21 protein-coding genes are annotated in these 18,754 nt (G+C 65.9%); 15 read left to right on the plus strand and 6 right to left on the minus strand.

Features of this window, described 5'->3' with window-relative positions; translation table 11 throughout:
* Window positions 1-171: 171 nt before the first annotated feature.
* Genes T331_RS0113885 through T331_RS0113905 form a run of 5 tightly spaced genes read left to right on the plus strand, consistent with a single transcriptional unit; the run spans window position 172 to window position 5,861 of the window.
* Window positions 172-1,899 carry an FAD-dependent oxidoreductase gene (locus T331_RS0113885; RefSeq protein ID WP_035180222.1) on the plus strand — a complete coding sequence of 576 codons (1,728 nt, stop codon included), beginning with the start codon at window positions 172-174 and terminating at the stop codon, window positions 1,897-1,899.
* A 3-nt stretch (window positions 1,900-1,902) separates the two neighbouring features.
* Window positions 1,903-2,514 carry an NIPSNAP family protein gene (locus T331_RS0113890; protein ID WP_026440460.1) on the plus strand — a complete coding sequence of 204 codons (612 nt, stop codon included), beginning with the start codon at window positions 1,903-1,905 and terminating at the stop codon, window positions 2,512-2,514.
* A 26-nt stretch (window positions 2,515-2,540) separates the two neighbouring features.
* Complete coding sequence (locus tag T331_RS0113895) at window positions 2,541-3,362, plus strand: shikimate dehydrogenase family protein (protein ID WP_026440461.1); 822 nt, start codon at window positions 2,541-2,543, stop codon at window positions 3,360-3,362.
* A 1-nt stretch (window position 3,363) separates the two neighbouring features.
* Window positions 3,364-4,179 carry a sugar phosphate isomerase/epimerase family protein gene (locus T331_RS0113900; protein ID WP_026440462.1) on the plus strand — a complete coding sequence of 272 codons (816 nt, stop codon included), beginning with the start codon at window positions 3,364-3,366 and terminating at the stop codon, window positions 4,177-4,179.
* A complete protein-coding gene (locus T331_RS0113905; protein WP_026440463.1) occupies window positions 4,176-5,861 on the plus strand; it encodes an FAD-dependent oxidoreductase in 1,686 nt (561 codons plus the stop codon). Before T331_RS0113900 ends, T331_RS0113905 begins: the two co-directional genes overlap by 4 nt.
* A 19-nt stretch (window positions 5,862-5,880) precedes the next feature.
* Here the strand turns inward: T331_RS0113905 and T331_RS0113910 are convergent, their stop codons facing one another.
* The 3 genes from T331_RS0113910 to T331_RS0113920 all read right to left on the minus strand — a co-directional run bounded on the left by T331_RS0113910 (window position 5,881) and on the right by T331_RS0113920 (window position 9,039).
* Complete coding sequence (locus T331_RS0113910; RefSeq protein ID WP_026440464.1) at window positions 5,881-6,693, minus strand: IclR family transcriptional regulator; 813 nt, start codon at window positions 6,691-6,693, stop codon at window positions 5,881-5,883.
* A gap of 144 nt (window positions 6,694-6,837) precedes the next feature.
* Window positions 6,838-8,232, minus strand: a complete 1,395-nt coding sequence (locus T331_RS0113915; protein ID WP_026440465.1) for an MFS transporter — start codon at window positions 8,230-8,232, stop codon at window positions 6,838-6,840.
* Between the two features lie 9 nt (window positions 8,233-8,241).
* Entirely contained in the window at window positions 8,242-9,039 is a 798-nt protein-coding gene (locus T331_RS0113920) for an IclR family transcriptional regulator domain-containing protein (protein ID WP_026440466.1), read from the minus strand.
* A gap of 73 nt (window positions 9,040-9,112) precedes the next feature.
* Here T331_RS0113920 and T331_RS0113925 point away from each other — a divergent pair, with 73 nt between their 5' ends.
* Genes T331_RS0113925 through pcaF form a run of 3 tightly spaced genes read left to right on the plus strand, consistent with a single transcriptional unit; the run spans window position 9,113 to window position 11,662 of the window.
* Window positions 9,113-9,820, plus strand: coding sequence for a CoA transferase subunit A (locus tag T331_RS0113925; protein WP_008493828.1), 708 nt, complete (start codon window positions 9,113-9,115; stop codon window positions 9,818-9,820).
* A 1-nt stretch (window position 9,821) separates the two neighbouring features.
* Complete coding sequence (locus tag T331_RS0113930) at window positions 9,822-10,463, plus strand: 3-oxoacid CoA-transferase subunit B (RefSeq protein ID WP_026440467.1); 642 nt, start codon at window positions 9,822-9,824, stop codon at window positions 10,461-10,463.
* Window positions 10,460-11,662 (plus strand): 3-oxoadipyl-CoA thiolase, encoded by a 1,203-nt coding sequence (pcaF, locus tag T331_RS0113935; protein ID WP_026440468.1) that lies wholly within the window; start codon window positions 10,460-10,462, stop codon window positions 11,660-11,662. The genes T331_RS0113930 and pcaF overlap by 4 nt, the downstream gene beginning before the upstream one ends.
* On the opposite strand, the gene pcaQ is transcribed toward pcaF, so the two are convergent.
* The gene (gene pcaQ / locus T331_RS0113940; RefSeq protein ID WP_026440469.1) at window positions 11,663-12,601 is read right to left on the minus strand and encodes a pca operon transcription factor PcaQ; all 939 of its coding nucleotides are present in this window, start codon (window positions 12,599-12,601) and stop codon (window positions 11,663-11,665) included.
* A 105-nt stretch (window positions 12,602-12,706) separates the two neighbouring features.
* Between pcaQ and pcaD the strand changes: the two genes are divergently transcribed.
* From pcaD to T331_RS0113965, 5 genes are read left to right on the plus strand one after another with little or no spacing between them, the layout of a single operon-like run.
* Window positions 12,707-13,501 carry a 3-oxoadipate enol-lactonase gene (pcaD, locus tag T331_RS0113945; RefSeq protein ID WP_026440470.1) on the plus strand — a complete coding sequence of 265 codons (795 nt, stop codon included), beginning with the start codon at window positions 12,707-12,709 and terminating at the stop codon, window positions 13,499-13,501.
* On the plus strand, window positions 13,494-13,898 hold the full coding sequence (pcaC, locus tag T331_RS0113950; RefSeq protein ID WP_008493822.1) for a 4-carboxymuconolactone decarboxylase: 405 nt from the start codon (window positions 13,494-13,496) through the stop codon (window positions 13,896-13,898). Before pcaD ends, pcaC begins: the two co-directional genes overlap by 8 nt.
* Complete coding sequence (pcaH, locus tag T331_RS0113955) at window positions 13,891-14,634, plus strand: protocatechuate 3,4-dioxygenase subunit beta (RefSeq protein WP_008493821.1); 744 nt, start codon at window positions 13,891-13,893, stop codon at window positions 14,632-14,634. The genes pcaC and pcaH overlap by 8 nt, the downstream gene beginning before the upstream one ends.
* 3 nt (window positions 14,635-14,637) lie before the next feature.
* Window positions 14,638-15,267 carry a protocatechuate 3,4-dioxygenase subunit alpha gene (gene pcaG, locus T331_RS0113960; RefSeq protein ID WP_026440471.1) on the plus strand — a complete coding sequence of 210 codons (630 nt, stop codon included), beginning with the start codon at window positions 14,638-14,640 and terminating at the stop codon, window positions 15,265-15,267.
* A gap of 4 nt (window positions 15,268-15,271) precedes the next feature.
* Complete coding sequence (locus tag T331_RS0113965) at window positions 15,272-16,339, plus strand: 3-carboxy-cis,cis-muconate cycloisomerase (protein WP_026440472.1); 1,068 nt, start codon at window positions 15,272-15,274, stop codon at window positions 16,337-16,339.
* A gap of 364 nt (window positions 16,340-16,703) precedes the next feature.
* Here the strand turns inward: T331_RS0113965 and T331_RS19550 are convergent, their stop codons facing one another.
* Window positions 16,704-17,282, minus strand: a complete 579-nt coding sequence (locus T331_RS19550; protein WP_039885228.1) for a recombinase family protein — start codon at window positions 17,280-17,282, stop codon at window positions 16,704-16,706.
* A gap of 225 nt (window positions 17,283-17,507) precedes the next feature.
* Between T331_RS19550 and T331_RS20005 the strand changes: the two genes are divergently transcribed.
* Entirely contained in the window at window positions 17,508-17,852 is a 345-nt protein-coding gene (locus T331_RS20005; protein ID WP_155992725.1) for a hypothetical protein, read from the plus strand.
* Between the two features lie 12 nt (window positions 17,853-17,864).
* On the plus strand, window positions 17,865-18,158 hold the full coding sequence (locus tag T331_RS20305) for a hypothetical protein (protein WP_205619776.1): 294 nt from the start codon (window positions 17,865-17,867) through the stop codon (window positions 18,156-18,158).
* A gap of 288 nt (window positions 18,159-18,446) precedes the next feature.
* On the opposite strand, the gene T331_RS0113975 is transcribed toward T331_RS20305, so the two are convergent.
* A partial coding sequence (locus tag T331_RS0113975) for an IS5/IS1182 family transposase (protein WP_026440473.1) occupies window positions 18,447-18,754 on the minus strand: 308 nt, incomplete at its 5' end.

The following is an 18,754-nucleotide window of genomic DNA, read 5'->3' on the forward strand; positions in this document are numbered from 1 at the left end:
TTCCTCGCCCGTATCACAGGAGGGAACCAGATTACAACAGAGAATTTTGCCTCCCCCCGGTTTCAGCGTTCGTGATCATCGATAAATTGGAATTGTATTCCAGATTATAATCTGATACTAGACCCTTCAATAATTAAACGTCGGGTTCATTGCAGGGCGGATCGAGGGGACATGCAGCAGACACCAGCCTATCAATCGCCCCCCCTGCCCGCGCAGGTGGATGTGCTGGTGATCGGCTCCGGCGGCGCCGGGCTCGCCGCCGCCATCACCGCCGCTTCGCGCGGGCTGCGGGTGCTGGTCGCGGAAAAGGCGCCGCAATTCGGCGGCACCACGGCCTATTCCGGCGGCTGGCTCTGGGTGCCGCATAATCACGCCGTCCGCGCCGACGGGTTTGAGGAGCCCGAGGACGCGCCCCGGCTCTATCTGCGCGCGGTGCTGGGCAACCAGTATGACGACCGCAAGATCGACGCCTATCTGCGCGCCGCACCGCGCATGGCGGCGTTTTTCGCCAGCCAGACCGCGGTGAAATTCCTGCCCGGCAGTTCGGTGCCGGATTTTCACGGCCATCTGCCCGGCGCCGTGAAGGGCGGCCGCTCCATGGTCGCCGCCCCTTATGATGGCCGCGAGCTGGGGCCGCTTTTGCCCCGGCTGCGTCAGCCGATACCGGAAACCACGCTGTGCGGCATGGGCATCGCCGCCGGCGCGGATCTCTATCATTTCCTGCACGCCACCCGAACATTCGCCTCCTTCCTGCATGTGGCCCGGCGCTTCGGCCGGCATCTGGCGCAGCGCCTGCGTCATGGGCGCGGCATGCAGCTGGTCAACGGCAACGCCCTGGCGGCGCGGCTGCTGCGCTCGGCGGCGGATCTGGATATCGGCCTGCATGAAAATCTCGAAGCAAAGCGGCTGATCATCGAACAGGGCCGGGTCGCGGGCGCGCTCTTCAACGCCCCGCACGGCCCCTGCGCCATTCGCGCGCGCCGGGCGGTGATTCTCGCCACGGGTGGCTTTCCGCATGATGCGCTGCGCCAGCAAACATTGTTCGGCCATGTCCGCGCCGGCACCCCGCACGCCTCGGCGGCGCCGGTGGAGAATAACGGCGCGGGCTTGCGGCTTGGCGAGCAGGCGGGCGGGCAGGTCCGCGCGGATCTGGCGGATGCCGGCGCCTGGGCGCCGGTCTCCCTGCCGCCACGGCGCGACGGCAGCGTCGGCCGGTATCCGCATCTGATCGACCGCGCCAAGCCCGGCCTCATCGCCGTCACCGCCGATGGCAGGCGCTTCGTCAACGAAGCCGGGCCCTATCATGATTTCATGCGCGCCCTGTTCGCCGCCACCCCATCCGGCCAGAGCGTGGCGGCCTGGCTGATCTGCGATTCCCGGTTTCTCCATCGCTACGGGCTGGGCGCGGTGAAACCGTTTCCGGTGCCAAAGGGCTTTTATCTGCGCCACGGCTATCTCAAGCGCGGCAAAAGCCTCGCCGCCCTCGCCGTCGCCTGCGGCATCGATGCGGCCGCCCTGGCGGACAGCATCGCCACCCATAACGCGGATGCCGCCAGCGGTGAGGACCGTGCCTTCGGCCGTGGCGGCACGCCGTTCCAGCGCGCCGGCGGAGATGCGCGGATCAGCCCCAACCCCTGCCTCGCCCCCATCGCCACACCGCCTTTCTATGCGGTGAAAATCGTCCCCGGCAGTCTGGGCACCTTCGCCGGGCTGAACACGGACGAGCATGCCCGGGTGCTGGATGCGGCCGGCCAGCCGGTCCCCGGCCTGTTCGCGGTCGGCAACGACATGGCGAGCATCATGGGCGGGCATTACCCCAGCGGCGGCATCACCCTCGGCCCGGCGATGACCTTCGGCTGGCTCGCCGCGCATTTCATCGCCGATCATCAGGAAAGTTAGACCATGAGCAAACGCTACGAACTCGCCACCCTGTCCCTGCAGATGGGCAGCGCCGCCAATGCCCTGCCCGGGGTAGAGGCCTATGTGCGGGAGGGTGAAGGCCGCCTGCTCGGCGCCTGGCTCGCCGATGTCGGCGCCCTCAACCGGCTGGTGCTGCTGCGCGAATTCGAAAATGACGCGGAGATGCTGCGCGAACGCCAGCGTGGCCTGGCCGCCAGCAACCCGTTCGGCGCGGCGTCCTGGCTCACCCGGCTGGAGATGGAGAGCTACGCCCCCTTCCCAAACATGCCCGCCCCCGCGCCCGGCGCCTTCGGCGCGATCTATGAAATCCGCAGCTATGTTCTGAAACCCGGCGGTCTGCTGCCGACCTTCGAGGGCTGGGCGGAAAAACTGCCGGGGCGTACCGCCCTCTCCCCGCTCACCATCGCGCTCTACGGGCTGGATGGCACGCCGCGCATCACCCATATCTGGCCCTACGCGGATGCCAATGCCCGCTTCGCCAGGCGGGCTGAATCGGTCGCCACCGGGGTCTGGCCGCCGCGCAGCGCGGTCTGGCTGACGCCGGAGATGCAGGCCGGCCTCTACGTGCCCACCGCCATTTCACCGCTGCGCTGAGCCTCCCGGCCGAAGGAAACTCCAGAATGAACACTCTCTCTTTGCTCAGCGGCGCCAGCGCGGTCATCGGCATCGTCGGCGACCCGATCGCCCAAGTGAAATCCCCCGCCGGGATGACGGCCGGGCTGATGGCGCGCGGGCTGAATGCCGTCGTCGTGCCCTTCCATGTCACCCCGGAGGATCTCACCGGCTTCGTCGCCGGCATCTCGGCGGCCAGAAACCTCACCGGCCTCATCGTCACCGTGCCGCATAAATTCGCCTTCTATTCGCTGTGCGCCAGCACCTCCGCGCGGTCGCTTCTGCTGCGCACGGTGAATGTGCTGCGCCGGCGCCCGGATGGCGGCTGGCACGGCGATATTTTCGACGGCGAGGGGTTTGTCACCTCGCTCATCGCCGGCGGCGGCACGCCGGCGGGCAAGCGCGTGCTGCTGGTGGGCGCCGGCGGGGCGGGCAGTGCCATCGCGCTGGCGCTGCTGGAGGCCGGGGTCGCGGCGCTGGCGGTGCATGACGATAATCCCGCCCGGCGCGCGGCGCTGCTCAGCCTGCTCGCCCCCGCCGCCAATGGCCGCACCTGCCCCGGCAGCGCCGACCCCACCGGGTTCGACATCGTCGTCAACGCCACCCCCGCCGGCATGCGCGCCGATGATCCGCTGCCGGTGGACATTACCCGCCTCTCCCCGGCGATGGTCGCGGCCGACGTGATCACCGCTCCGGAGGAAACCCCCTTCCTGCAAGCCGCCCGCGCGCAAGGCTGCCGCACCCGCACCGGGGTGGAGATGTTCAACGGCGTGTGCGCGCTGATGCTGGATTTCTACACGCCGCCCGGCCACCAAAACCGGGAGGCCTGAGATGCGCCGCTACGCCCTCGCCCATCTCACCCTGCTGGAGCTGGACCCGCCCGCGCTGGTGGAAACCGCCGCCGCCGCCGGCTACAGCCATGCCGGCTTGCGGCTGCGCCCCGCCGCACCCGGCGGCCTGTTCTATGATCTCGCCGCCAGCCCGGCGCTGCTGCGCGACACGCGCGCGCGCCTGCGAGCGACCGGCCTCGAAATCTTCGATGTCGAGATCATCCGCCTTGGTCCGGATTTCCAGATCGCGCCGGCACTGCCATTTCTGGACGCCGCCGCCGCGCTGGGGGCGCGCGCCGTGCTGGTGGCGGGGGACGATCCCGCCCCCTCCCGCCTCGCCGCCAGCTATGCCGCGCTCTGCGCCGCCGCCGCCGCGCGCCGCCTCACCGCGGATATCGAGTTCATGCCCTGGACCGCGGTGTCGGACATCGCCGCCGCGCGCCGGCTGGTGGAGCAGGCCGGCCAGCCCGCCAATGCCGGCATTCTGGTGGATGCGCTGCATTACGCCCGCAGCCCCGGCGGCCCGGCCGCTGTGGCGGCAATTCCGCGCCAGCTGCTGCATTACGCCCAGATCTGCGACGCCCCGGCCGAGATCCCCGCCACAGTCGAGGGCCTGATCCATACCGCGCGGCAGGAGCGTCTGCTCCCCGGCACGGGCGGCATCGACATGACCGGCATGCTCCGCGCTCTGCCGGCCGATCTGCCGTTGAGTGTCGAGATGCCCAATATCCGCCTCGCCCCGGCGCGCGGGCCGCTGAACTGGGCTAAGGATTGCCTGGCCGCCTCGAAGAAACTGGCGGAGGAGGCTTTCGCATGAAATCCGCCTACGATGTCATCGTGCTGGGCGCCGGCGCCGCCGGCATGGCCGCCTGCCTGTTCGCCCGGCTCAATGGCCTCTCCGCCCTGCTGGTGGAGCGCACCGCGCATCTCGGCGGCACCAGCGCCTTTTCCGCCGCCACCATCTGGGTGCCGGGCTCGCCGCTCGCCGCCAGCGTCGGCGCGCCGCCGGACGATATCGCCCAGGCCAGGAGATTCCTGAACGAGACGGTCGGCAACCATGCCAGCGCGGCGATGCGCGAGGCCTTTCTGCATTGGGGCCCGCAAGCCATCGCCAGGCTGCAGAACGAGACCCAGGTGCAATTGCGCGCCCGGCCGCTGCACCCTGATTATATCCAGGAAGCGCCAGGGGCGAGCCTGCGCGGCCGCGCCCTGGAGCCGCTGCCCTTCGATGGGCGCGCCCTCGGCAAGCGCCTGGCGCTGATCCGCCCGCCCATCCCGGAATTCACCATTCTCGGCGGGCTGATGATCGACCGCGACGACATCGCGCATCTGCTGAAGATGACGAAAAACCCGGAGAGCTTCCTCTACGCCGCCAAACTCATTGGCCGCTACGGCATAGACCGCCTCACCCATAAGCGCGGCACCCGGCTGGTGATGGGCAACGCGCTGATCGGCCGGCTGCTGGCCGCGCTGGACGCGGCGGGGGCGGAGATCGTCACCCAGGCCGAGACCGAGGCGCTGCTCACCGAAAACGGCCGCGTCACCGGCATCAAACTGCGCCAGAACGGCCGCATATACGACATCACGGCAAGGCGCGGCGTGGTGATGGCGAGCGGCGGCTTCAACCGCCACCCCACCCGCCGGCCGGAGATGCTGCCCCAGCCGACCGCCGCTTATTCCCCCGGCGCCCCGGGCCATACCGGCCGCATCCACGACATGGCGCTGGCGCTGGGCGCGCATTATGGCGAGGGCACGCTGGACAATGCCTTCTGGGCCCCGGTCTCCACCCGCCGCCGCGCGGATGGCAGCATCGCCGTCTTTCCGCATTTCGTGCTCGATCGCGGCAAGCCCGGCACCATCGTGGTGAACGCGGCGGGGCGGCGCTTCGTCAACGAAGCCACCTCCTACCATCTCTTCACCCGCGCCATGTATGCGGCGCATCGGCACAGCCCCAGCATCCCGGCCTTCCTGATCGCGGATGCCACTGCCTTGCGCAAATACGGGCTGGGCATGGTGCGCCCCGGCGGGCGCGGGTTGAAGCCGTTTCTGGCGGATGGCTATCTGGTCGAAGCCCCCAGCCTCGCCGCCCTCGCCGGCAGGCTCGGCATCGACGCGCAAGGGCTGCAAACCAGCGTCGCCCGGATGAATGACTATGCCGCGAGCGGGGTGGACGCGGAATTCGGCCGCGGCACCAGCGCCTATCACCGCGTCAATGGCGACGCCACGCACGGCCCCAACCCCAATCTCGGCCGCATCGCCACCGCGCCCTTCTATGCGGTGCGGCTGCTGCCCGGCGATATCGGCGCCGCCACCGGGCTGGTCACCAATGAATATGCCCAGGTGATGCGCAAGGACGGCACGCCCCTGCCCGGCCTGTACGCGGTGGGTAACGACATGCAGTCGGTCATGGGCGGCGTCTATCCAGGGCCGGGCATCACCATCGGGCCGGGCCTCGCCTTCGCCTACGCCGCCGCCACCCATCTCACCGGCGCGCTGTAGCAGGCCGCCGCAAAACCTCTCAGCCCGGCGCCGCCTCCTGGCCCAGCCGCCAGGTGCCGCCGAAATAGGCGGAGCCGAGGCTGGCCGCCGAAAGCTCCGCCGCCGCCGCCAGCAGGTCCGGCGCCAGCTGCCGCAGCCGCTCCTCCGGCAGACGCATGGACGGGCCGGCGATGCTCAGCACGCCGATGGTGCGCGTCCCCTCTCGGGTCCGTACCGGGGTGGAAATCGCCGACAGGCCCGGGGCGGAGCTTTCCACCACCAGCGCATAGCCATCGCGCCGCGCCACCTGCAGACGCTGCAGCAGCGCCTGCACCGTCATCACCGCGTTCACCCCGAGCTGCCGCGGATCGCCGAAGCCCTGCAGGCTGACCAGCCGCACCGCCTCCTCGTCGGACATGGTGGACAGCCAGGCATGGCCGGAGGAGGTGGAGGCGAGATGCGCCTGCGCCCCCGCATCAGGGTCGTAGCGAAAGCCGGTGCGCGCCCCTTGCGCCCGCGCCACCCAGGTCAGCCGCTCATCGCTGACGATGGAAAGCCGCACCAGCTCCTCCGCCTTCGCCGCCAGCGCCTCCAGGATCGGCTGGGCGATATCCAGAATCCCGTTCAGCGACAGGAAAACCTGCCCCATCGCGGAAATCTTCAGCGTCAGCCGGTAGATTTCCGAAACCGGATCCTGCTCGACATAGCCGAGCCGGGCCAGATCGGCGAGCAGCCGGTGGGTGGCGCTGCGCGGCATGTCCAGCCGCTCGGCGATGACGTAAAGCTGCAGCCCCCCCGGGCTGTGGGCGAGACATTCCAGAATATTCAGGGCACGGTCGAGCACGGCGGACATGGCCCGCTCCTTTCCAAATTTAAGCCCGGCTGGCAATCGCAAGCGCCGACGGACAGCCGCAAATCCTGATCTTCATTCTATCATAAAACCAAGTTCCGATATGCCACCTGGCCGCAGAACCGCCAGACCCAGCGGCTTGAACCCTCAGTTTTTTCCCTTGCTGACATGCGCCCCCACGCCGCGCGGCAGGGAGAGGCAATCCAGCACCCCGAGCAGCGCCAGCAGCGCCACCACCAGGAAGGCGATGCGGAACGGCCAGGCCGGGGCCGCCGGCGCCAGCGCCTCGCCCAGCCGCCAGGCGATGCCCCCCACCGCCACGCCGAGTCCCATCGCCAGCTGCGCGGCGGTGGAAAACAGCGTATTCGCCCCGGCCATCCGCGCCTGGGGCACATCCGCGAAGGCGATGGTGTTCAACGCCGTGAACTGCATCGAACGCGTCGCCCCGCCCAGAAACAGAATCGCGCAGATCACCGGCAGCGGCATGAACCGCCCCAGCCCGGCGCAACAGGCCAGGGCGAGCGCGTTGAGCAGCCCGTTGAAGATCAGCACATTGCGAAACCCGAAGCGCCGCAGGATCGGCGTCGTCGCCGGTTTGATCAGCAGATTGCCCGCGAATACCGCCATCAGCAGGGTGCCGGCGGTGAACGCGTCATAGCCCAGCCCGATCTGGAACATCACCGGCAGCAGGAAGGGCACCGCGCCCACGCTCATCCGGAACAGGCCGCCGCCGAGAATGGTCACCGCGAAGCTTTTTACCCGCAGCACGGACAGATCCAGCAAGGGGGCGGCATGGTTGCGCATATGCAGCAGGGCGGCGGCCAGCAGCACGCCCCCGGCGAACCCCAAGGCCGCCACCTCCCGCCAGGGGATCCGCGCGCGGCTGAACAATTCCGCCATCGTCAGCAGGCAGACCAGCGCCAGCCCGGACAGCAGAAAGCCCCGCCTGTCGAACCGCGCCGGATGCGGCCCGCGCGTATCCGGCACCAGCCACCAGACCAGCCCGAACGCCACCGCCCCCAGCGGCAAATTGAGGTAGAAGATCCAGCGCCAGCCGCCATGGTCCACCAGCAGCCCGCCCAGCGGCGGCCCCAGCACCGGCGCCACCAAAGCCGGCCAGACCAGCCAGGCGAAAATATCGATCAGTCGCGCCTTCGGCGTCACCCGCAGCACCACCAGCCGGCCCACCGGCGTCATCATCGCCCCGCCAACGCCTTGCAGGATGCGCAACAGCACGAATTCATCCAGCCCCCGCGCCAGCCCGCAGAGCAGCGAGGCCAGGGTGAACAGCGCGATCGCCAGCCCGAACACCCGGCGCGCGCCGAAGCGCTCCGCCATCCAGCCGCTGATCGGCATGAAAATGCCAAGTGTCAGCATATAGGCGCTGACGCCGCTATTCAGATCCACCGGCCGCACCGCGAAGCTGCGCGCCATTTGCGGCACCGCCGGGGTGATCGCGGTGGCGTCCAGATTTTCCATGAAATTCGTCCCGGCCACCAGCAGAGCCAGGATGGTGATCCGCGGTGGCGGCTCGGCCTGCATCTTTACCCCCTACCGAAACGCCACCCGCCCCAGATGCGCCGCCGCCGCCTGCAATTCCGGCAAGGCGGTGTGCAGCAGCCAGCCCTGGTCACGATGCGCGGATTGGGTGGCGAGGTTGAGGGCCGCCAGCGCCTGCCCGTCCGGCCCGCGCACCGGCACGGCGATGGAGCGCAGCCCCGGCTCCAGCTCGCCATCCGTCATCGCCCAGCCCTGGTCGCGCACCCGCGCCAGCTCCGCCTGCAGCGCCTGCGTGTTGGTCAGGGTCTTGGCCGTGCGCGCGGCCAGCTCCGCCCCCGCCAGATAGGCCCGCAGCGCGTCCGGCGTGAGGGCAGCCAGTAAAACCCGCCCGTTGGAGGTGCAATAGCTCGGCAACATGCTGCCGATCAGCAGCGGCACCGAGATGATGCGCATCGTCTCCGCCCGGCACACATACAGCACCGCGCGGTGCCGGCTGCGCGTATCGAACATCGCCAGCGAGCTGGATTCCCCCAGCCGGTCGCGCAGCGCCTCCACCACCGGCTGGCCGGCCCGCGCCAGCCTGTCGCCCAGCAGAAAGGCCCGGCCCAGCGGCAGCACGCCGGGGCAGAGCCGGTAGCTTGTCCCCTCCGCCGCCACATAGCCGAGCCGCTCCAGCGTAAACAGGCAGCGCCCCACCGCCGAGCGCGGCAGCCCGGTGAGCTTCGCCGCCTGGGTGACGCTCAACCCCTCCTGCCCCTCGAACGCCGCCAGCACCTCCAGCCCGCGCGCCAGCGAGGTCATGAAACGCGGGTCGAGCGCCTCTGCTTTTTCCTTGACTTCCTCAGCCATTGGCGCGATATCTCCGATTAACGAACAGTTTAACCGATAATCGGTTATTCCGGGATTGGACGCAAGAGGAAATATGCAAAAAATCTACGCGAGTCCTGAAGCCGCCCTCAAGGGCGTGTTGTTTGACGGGATGACGATCATGTCCGGCGGCTTCGGCCTCTCCGGCAACCCCGAAAGCCTGATCCCGGCGATCCGGGATGCCGGGGTGAAAAACCTCACGGTGATTTCGAATAATTGCGGCGCCGACGGGTTCGGCCTCTGGATGCTGCTCAACAACAAGCAGATCAAGAAGATGATCTCTTCTTACGTTGGCGAGAACAAGCTGTTCGAGCAGCTCTACCTCTCCGGCGAGCTGGAGCTGGAGTTGAACCCGCAAGGCACGCTGGCCGAGCGCATCCGCGCCGGCGGGGCGGGCATTCCGGCCTTCTATACCCGCACCGGGGTCGGCACCGTGGTCGCGCAGGGCAAGCCGGTCGAGGAATTCGATGGCATCGCCTATGTGCGCGAGACTTGGCTGAAAGCCGACCTCGCCATCGTCAAGGCCTGGAAGGCGGATGAGGCGGGCAATCTGGTCTATCGCAAGACCGCGCGCAATTTCAATCCGAACATGGCCACGGCGGGCAAGATCACCATTGCCGAGGTCGAGGAGATCGTCCCGGTCGGCAGTCTCGACCCGGAAAATATCCACACGCCCGGCATCTATGTGGACCGCATCATCAAGAGCACGATCAATGAAAAGCGCATCGAGAAACTGACCGAGCGCAAGAGGGAGACCGCCTGACATGCCCTGGACCCGTGAACAGATGGCGGCCCGCGCCGCGCGTGAATTGCAGGATGGTTTCTACGTCAATCTCGGCATCGGCATCCCGACCCTGGTGGCAAACTACATCCCCGAGGGCGTCAACGTGACGCTGCAGAGCGAGAACGGCCTGCTCGGCATCGGCCCCTTCCCCTATGAGGGCGAGGCCGACCCGGATTTGATCAATGCCGGCAAGCAGACCGTCACCACCCTGCCCAGCTCCAGCTTCTTCTCCTCCGCCGACAGTTTCGCGATGATCCGCGGCGGCCATATCGACATGGCGGTGCTGGGGGCGATGGAGGTCTCCGACAAGGGCGACATCGCCAACTGGACCATTCCCGGCAAGATGGTGAAGGGCATGGGCGGGGCGATGGATCTCGTCGCCGGGGTCAAGCGCGTGGTCGTGGTGATGGACCATAACGCCAAGGATGGCTCGCCCAAGATCAAGGAAAAATGCGACCTGCCGCTGACCGGCACCGGGGTGGTGGATCTCATCGTCACCGATATCTGCGTGCTGGCCTGCGACAAGATCAATGGTGGGCTGACGCTGGTGGAGCTGGCGCCGGGCATCACCGCCGAGGACGTGCAGGCCCGCACCGCCGCGCCGGTGAAGGTGGCGGCATGAGCGAGGCTTTCATCTGCGACGCCATCCGCACCCCGATCGGCAAATTCGGCGGCGGGCTGGCCACCACCCGCACGGACGATCTCGCCGCCATCCCCATCGCCGCGCTGATCGCCCGCAACCCCCAGCTCGATGTCGAGGCGATCGACGAGGTGATCTTCGGCTGCGCCAACCAGGCCGGCGAGGATAACCGCGATGTCGCCCGCATGGCCGCCCTGCTGGCCGGGCTGCCGGTGAGCATTCCCGGCACCACCATGAACCGGCTCTGCGCCTCCGGCGCGGATGCGGTCGGCACCGCCGCGCGCGCCATCATCACCGGGCAGATCGACCTCGCTTTCGCCGGCGGGGTGGAGAGCATGAGCCGCGCCCCTTACGTGATGGCGAAATCCGCCACCCCGTTCTCCCGCGACATGAAGATCGAGGACACGGTGGTCGGCTGGCGGCTGGTCAACCCGAAAATGCACCAGATGTACGGCACCGCCTCGATGCCCGAGACCGGCGAGACCGTTGCCCAGCGCTTTGGCGTCACCCGCGCGGAGCAGGATGAATTCGCCCTGCGCTCGCAGCAGCGCGCCGCCGCCGCGCAAGCCAGCGGCTATCTCGCCGCCGAGATCACCCCGGTGATCGTGAAAAGCAAAAAAGGCGAGGTCAGCATCAGCGTCGATGAGCATCCCCGCGCCGAGACCACGCTGGAGGGGCTGGCGAAGCTGAAGCCGATCGTCCGCGCCGATGGCACCGTCACCGCCGGCAATGCCTCGGGCGTGAATGACGGCGCCGCGGCGATGATCATCGCCTCCGAAGCGGCCGCGAGACAACACGGCCTCACCCCGCGCGCGCGCATCCTCGGCATGGCGACGGCCGGGGTGGAGCCGGATGTGATGGGCATCGGCCCGGTGCCGGCCAGCCGCAAGCTGATGGCGAAACTCGGGCTGACCATCAATGATTTCGATCTGATCGAATTCAACGAGGCCTTCGCCTCGCAGGTCATCGCCTCGCTGCGTCAGCTCGGCGTCAACCCGGCGGCGGAGCATCTCAACCCGCATGGCGGCGGCATCGCGCTGGGCCATCCGCTCGGCTGCTCGGGCGCGCGCCTGGCGATGACGGCGGTGCATGGCATGGAGGTGCGCGGTGCCAAGCGCGCGTTGGTCACCATGTGCATCGGCGTCGGCCAGGGGCTGGCCTTGGCGCTGGAGCGGGTCTGATCACCCCAGCGCCGCCACCGCTTCGCGGACGGATTGGGCGAAAAGCTGGGCCGGCAAGGAGGGCTGCACATCCGTGCGGGTGGTCAGCCCCACCGGCCCCAGCGTCGCGCTCGTATCCGCCGGCAGCCTGGCCAGAAACCCATGCGCCAGCTCCTCTGCCACCACCCCTTCCGAGATGATCCACACCGCATCCGAGGCGCGCACATAGGCGCGGGCGAAATTGTCGGAGATGGTCTCGATCTCCCCGGCAAACGGCCCCAGCGCATGTGCGGTGAGATAACGCTGCGCGGTCGGGCGGATGATCGAGCCGGGCGGGGGCATCAAAAGCTGGTAATTGGCAATCGCCGCCAAATCGAAGCGCTGCGATTTCAGCAGCGGATGCGCCGGCCGCACCACCAGCGCGATGGCTTCCTCATACAGATGCTCAAAGGCAAAGCCGCGCATCATCTCCGGCTCCGCCATCCGCCCGATCACCAGATCCACCTCCCCCAGCCGCAGCTGGGAGAGCAGATAGCCGTTCGGCCCGGTGACAATGCGCGGCTTCAACCCCAGACCCTGCGCCATGAACCGCGCCGCCGCGCGCGGCAGGATACGCGCCGAGACGGTGGGCAGCGCGCCGATGGAGAACGCCGCCGCCTGATCGTCACGGGCCTGCGCCATCGAGCGCATGCCTTGCTTCAGCGCCGTCAGGCTGGCGCCGGCATAGCGTTGGAACACCTCGCCAAAGCTGGTCAGGCTCAGCTTGCGGCCGGCGCGGTCGAAAAGTTTGACCTGCAATATCTCTTCCAGCTCGGCGATGGTCTTGGACAAGGCCGGCTGGGTCAGCCCCAGCGCCGAAGCCGCCTGGACCACGCTGCCCGTACGCACCACTTCCAGAAACACGCTAAGGTGACGCAGCTTGATGCGGGGGTCGAGCCCTTCGCCACGCAGAGTCGGCATATAACCCCCAGGTTATGGTTTATGTGAAATATCTCATTTTACATGAAACTCTGAAAGTATTTTAGTCAATCGCAACGGGGCCACGCGCCCAGGAGGAAACGAAACATGGCATTCACCAGGCTGAATAATGTGCGGCTGCATTGGCGCGAGACCGGGCCGGCCGACGCCCCGGCGATCATTTTCGCCAACTCGCTCGGCACTGATTGCCGGTTGTGGGACGAAATCGCCCATGCCCTCTCTGACCGCTACCGGGTGGTGCTGTACGATAAGCGCGGCCACGGCCTCTCGGAAAACGCCCCCGGCCCCTACAGCATTGCGATGCTGGCGGATGACGCGCTGGCGCTGGCGGACCATCTCGGGCTGGCGCGCTTCGCCTTTGTCGGGCTCTCCATCGGCGGCTTGATCGCCCAGCAGATCGCGCTGAAGGCGCCGGAGCGCCTCACCGCCCTGGTCATCTGTGATAGCGCTGCGAAAATCGGCGATGATGCGAGCTGGAATGCCCGCATCAAGGCGGTGACGGAAAACGGCCTGGCCAGCATCGCCGGGCCGGTGATGGAACGCTGGTTTACCCCCGCCTTCCATGCCGAAAGGCCCGTGGAACTGCAGGGCTGGATCCAGATGCTGTGCGGCACGCCGAATGACGGCTACGCCGCCGCCTGCGCGGCTCTGCGCGCGGCGGATCTGACCGACAAAATCGCCGCCATCCGCACCCCGACCCTCGTGGTCTGCGGTGATGGCGACCAATCCACCCCGCCCGCTTTGGTGCAGGCGACGGCGGCGCGCATTCCCGACGCGCGCTTCGAGCTGATTGAACAATGCAGCCACATCCCCCCCGCCGAACAGCCCGCCGCGCTGCTGGCATTGCTGAAGCGGCATTTCGAGGAGCATTTGAATGCCTGACCCCTCCCCCCGCTACACCCAGGGGATGAAGACGCGCCGCAAGGTGCTGAGCGACAAATATGTGGATGTGGCGGTGGCCAACACCACGCCCTTCAATGCGGATTTCCAGGAGCTGATCACCGAGGCCGCCTGGGGCAATGTCTGGTCGCGCGGCACCATTCCCCTGCGCGAGCGCTCGATGCTCACCATCGCGCTGCTGGCGGCCCTTGGCCATCATGACGAGGTGGCGATGCATGTCCGCGCCACCGCCAATACCGGCGCCAGCATGGACGACATCAAGGAGGCACTGCTGCACGTCGCCATCTATGCCGGCGTGCCCGCCGCCAACCACGCATTCAAGATCGCCGCCCAGGCCTATGCCGAAATGGCGGCGCCAAAGGAGGACAGAAATGCGTAACGCCCCCGCGCCCAACCATAATGGCGGCTTCTACCAGCGCGACCGCGCCTGGCACCCGCCCGCCTTCACGCCGAACTACAAGACCTCGGTGCTGCGCAGCCCGAAACACGCGCTGCTCTCGCTCAACAACACGCTCTCGGAAATGACCGGGCCGGTCTTCGGCCACGCCATGCTGGGCGAGCTGGATAACGACCTGATCCGCAATTACGCCACCACCGGCGATGCGATCGGCCCGCGCATCATCGTGCATGGTCGGGTGCTGGACGAGGATGGCAGGCCGGTGCCGGGCGCACTGCTGGAATATTGGCAGGCCAATGCCGGCGGGCGCTACCGGCACAAGAAGGAGAGCTATCTCGCCGCCATCGACCCGAATTTCGGCGGCTGCGGGCGCTCGATCACGGATGAGGAAGGCCGCTACTGGTTCCGCACCATCAAGCCCGGCGCCTATCCCTGGCCGAACGGGGTGAATGACTGGCGCCCGGCGCATATCCATTTCTCGATCTTCGGCCATGCCTTCGCGCAGCGTCTGATCACCCAGATGTATTTCGAGGGCGACCCGATGATCTGGCAATGCCCGATCGTCATGGGCATCCCCGATAAGGCCGCGGTGGCGCAGCTGGTGGCGGCGCTGGACCGCGAAGCGACCATCCCGATGGACACGCTGGCCTATAAATTCGACATCGTGCTGCGCGGCCGCCGCTCGACGATGTTCGAAAACCGCATGGAAGGAAACTGAGCCATGGTGCAATCGCTGAGCCGGTTGAAGGAAAGCCCGTCGCAGACCGCCGGGCCCTATGTGCATATCGGCACCACGCCGAATTTCATCGGCATCAACCATGTCTACGCGCAGGATCTGGGCCTGGCCCCCTGCCCGGCCGCGGCCAAGGGGCAGCGCATCATCATCACCGGCCAGGTCTTCGATGGCTCCGGGGCGGTGCTGAGGGATGCGCTGCTGGAGCTCTGGCAGGCGGATGCGGACGGGCTCTATCCCGGCCGGGGTGAGCATCGCGGCGCGGCGGACCCCAATTTCCCCGGCTGGTTCCGCCAGCCCGTGGATGGCGTCTCCGGCATTTACCGGTTCGAGACGATCAAGCCCGGCGCCGTGCCCTTCATCGATGGGCGGAAGATGGCGCCGCATGTGACACTCTGGATCGTCGCGCGCGGCATTAATATCGGGCTGCATACACGGATGTATTTCCCGGATGAGGCGGCGGCGAACGAGGCCGACCCGATCTTTACCCGCTTCGAGCTGAGGGCGCGGCTGGCAACGCTGGTGGCGGCGCGGGATGGTGAGGAGGATGGCGTGCCGGTCTATCGCTTCGACATCCATTTGCAGGGCGACAAAGAAACGATTTTCTTCGATATCTGACCCCATGACCGCCCTGCCCTTCACCTCTGCCCTGATCGACGATGCCGAGCTGGCGCCGCTCTTCGCCCCCGCGGCGGAGCTGCGGGCCATGCTGGCGTTCGAAACCGCCTTGGCCGCCGCCCAGGCCGAGGCGGGGATGATCTCTGGCGCGGCGGCTTCGGCCATCGCGCGAGCCTGCACGGCCTTCACCCCGGACGAGGCGGCGCTGCGGGCCGGGCTGTTCAAGGATGGGGTGCTCGGGCCGGGATTTGTCGCAGCGCTGCGAAAGACGCTGCCTGTTGAGCACCAAAAGGCGCTGCATCTGGGGGCGACCAGCCAGGATGTTACGGATACGGCTTTGACGATAAGGCTGAAGCCGGTTCTGAGCATCCTCGCGGCGCGGCTGACGGCTTTGATCGCAGCGCTGCAAGCCTTGGGTGCGGCGCAGGGCGCGGTGCGGCTGATGGGGCAGACCCGGATGCAGGCGGCTCTGCCCATCCTGGCGCGCGACAAGATCGCGAGCTGGGAACAGCCTTTGCACCGGCATCTGGCCCGGCTTGCGGAGCTGGCCCCACGGCTGTTGGTGATCCAGCTCGGCGGGCCAGTGGGCAACCGCGCGGAGCTGGGGGCGGCGGCAGATGCCGTGGCGGCCGGGCTGGCGGCGCGGTTGGGGCTGGGCGATGCGCAATGCTGGCATACGGCGCGGGATAATATCGTGGCGTTCGGCGCGCTGCTGGCGATGATCGCCGGGGCGCTGGGCAAGATCGGCCAGGATGCGGCGATTTTGGCGCAGAGCGAGAATGGGGCGCTGAAGATAGAGGGCGGCGGCGCGTCCTCGGCGATGGCGCATAAGGTGAATCCGGTAACGGCGGAGCATCTGGTGGCGTTGGCGCGCTTTGCCGGCGGACTGGCGGGGACGCTGAACCAGGCGCTGGTGCATGAGAATGAGCGTTCGGGCGCTGCCTGGACGCTGGAATGGCTGGTGCTGCCGCAGCTGGTCTGCGCCACCGGGGCGGCGCTGCAAGCCGGGCTGGGGCTGATTGCGCGGCTGCATTTCATCGACCGGGCCAAGCCCGGCGATGATCGTGCTTGAGATGTAAATGAAGATCCTGGCGCCGGTGATCGTCGTTAAAACTGCACGTCCCTGCCTTTCGCCTGCCATTTACGGCCACTGGATACCCGGCGACTCAACAGGGATATTCAAATGATCAAGTCGCGTCTGCCGCGCGGGGCCGCCCGCGGCTTCCTTGCCTACGCCGCCGCGGCGCAGAGCGCTCGCCACTCAACCTCAATTGAGGCGATCAGCAAGAGCGCCGCAGCTCACTGAAGGCCAGAGCAACGGCTCCAAAGGTACCCGCGAACTCCTATCCCCCCGGCCAAAGGCAGCAGCGCTTATCGCTGATCGAGGTGACGGGCGCTCAACAGCATAAGGGCCGTAACAACATAAACGTTGTTAATCAGCAACATTCATTTTGTTTGATTTCCAAATTGATCCGGCGGAGCAGTGTGTGTGCAGTAACATTGTAACGTTCTGCAACAGATTTGAGCGAGTGATTCTCGTACTTGATCAACCGCATCGCGTCGAGGCACTGCTCATGAGTTAATGACGGGGGACGCCCCACATGTTTACCTTTAGCCCTCGCGGCAGCCATGCCGGCCCGGGTCCGCTCACTGATTAAAGTGCGTTCGAATTCGGCCAGAGCGGCCATCATGTGAAAAACCAGTCTGCCACCCGACGAGGTGGTGTCAATATTCTCATTCAGAGAATGAAACCTGACCCCCTTCTCTCCCAGTTGATCGAGCAGCTGGATCAGGTTGACCAGAGACCGGCCTAGTCTGTCGAGACGCCATACGACGAGCTTGTCTCCGGGCCTTAAGGTTCGGAGAGCTCGGTTGAGATTTGGTCGACTTGCGAGACTTCCCGAGATGCCTTGATCAGAGAAAATTTTCTCACACCCAACTGCTTTCAGAGCGTCGATTTGAAGGCTCAAATTTTGCTCATCCGTTGACACGCGGGCATACCCAATTTTGCTCATTTGCTGTCCCATAATCGAATTAACATTCTCAGGCCTATGGGCGCGTAGTCGAAGAAGAGACCAAGACCAATAGTGACTTGGATATTGACAAAAAGGGGTCCCTTTTCACTAACAATCGAAAGGACAACCCAGATCCAAAAACTTGATGAATCAAGCAAACAATAGAGCTGTCTGCCCTATCTATTGCCACCCTTACACAAGGGACCCCTAATGGTGGCGGTTAGAATGAATATCTTTAGAAAAAGTAAAGAAACTAATCGCTCATCTAACTATGTTTGGGAAAAACGTGGGCAGAACTGCTTCATCTGTGTAGGCTTTGCCGCAGTCAGTCGTCCGGGCATCAGAAAGCCATGGGTTGTCATGGTTCCACGCGCGGCTGACGAAAATGGTTTGAGCCCATGGGGCCTCATGGCTGACAATGGAGGCATTCGGAATTTCGCATCAGCCGAAGAGGCCATGAAAGAGGCGGAAGCATATCTCGACATGTTCAGAGACTATCATCAGTCATATTCAGGTGATTATATCGATCTGTCGTGCAAGAATTTTCGTATTTCCGGGGCTGGCACTTAGAAAATCTTACAGATGAAACCGAATGAATCGCGTGTTATCCTGCCTTTTCCAGCGAGCACGCAGGATCGGAGAAAGGTCGCACGCCATCGAATTCTTTGGGGAGGCAAGCTGCTTTTTAGCTATGAGCGGCGAAGTGGTGTTGACTGTTTAGTTGTCGAACTCTCGAAGAGAGGCGCACGTGTTGAGACTGAATGGCTGACGCAAGTTCCAGAAACATTCTATTTCCAGGCAGGAACCCAAGAACCACGGCTTGTACGCCGCGTATGGGTGATGGGAAAAGCCATTGGATTGGAGTTCATTGACTGACCGCGAAGAAGATCGGTGTGATCTTCGAGCCAGACGGCGCAACCAAAGGCAAGGTAATCCCCCCGTTTTTTAACGGAGCATATTCGTAGAATTTCACCCGGCGCGTTTCAGTTTCTGGGCGGTTGTAACCCCACCATTTTTAACGAGGCCTATGGGCAGACCTCACGCGAGAACAGCCCCCTCACCCACGCCACCGGCACCGCCGCGCGCGAGCCCACGCTGATCAAACGGACTCGTTTGATCGGATAAGGTTGCTCGTTCGAACAGAAGGCTAGGTCGTGTCTGCATTCATCGTAGCCAAATCATGGCGCAAGCGAGATGTACGAAGCCCATGAAGGCTTTGATGGTTTTTTCGCATCTGAGGGCGATTCTGCGGAAGCGTTTGAGTTTATTGAAGAAGCACTCGACCTGATGGCGCTCCTTGTAGAGCCTCCAGTCGATTGGGGGGCTTATGGCGCGGCTGGGATTAGCCTTGATCTGAGCGGTTGCACCGAGATCATTGGCAATGAAAGCGCGTAGGGGATCTGCGTCGTAGGCAGCGTCAGCGATGACATGACCAACACCCTGCAACCCATCCAGCAGGGCTTCCGCCTGTG

Origin of the sequence: Acidocella facilis ATCC 35904 (assembly GCF_000687875.1) — a bacterium.
Taxonomy (GTDB): domain Bacteria; phylum Pseudomonadota; class Alphaproteobacteria; order Acetobacterales; family Acetobacteraceae; genus Acidocella; species Acidocella facilis.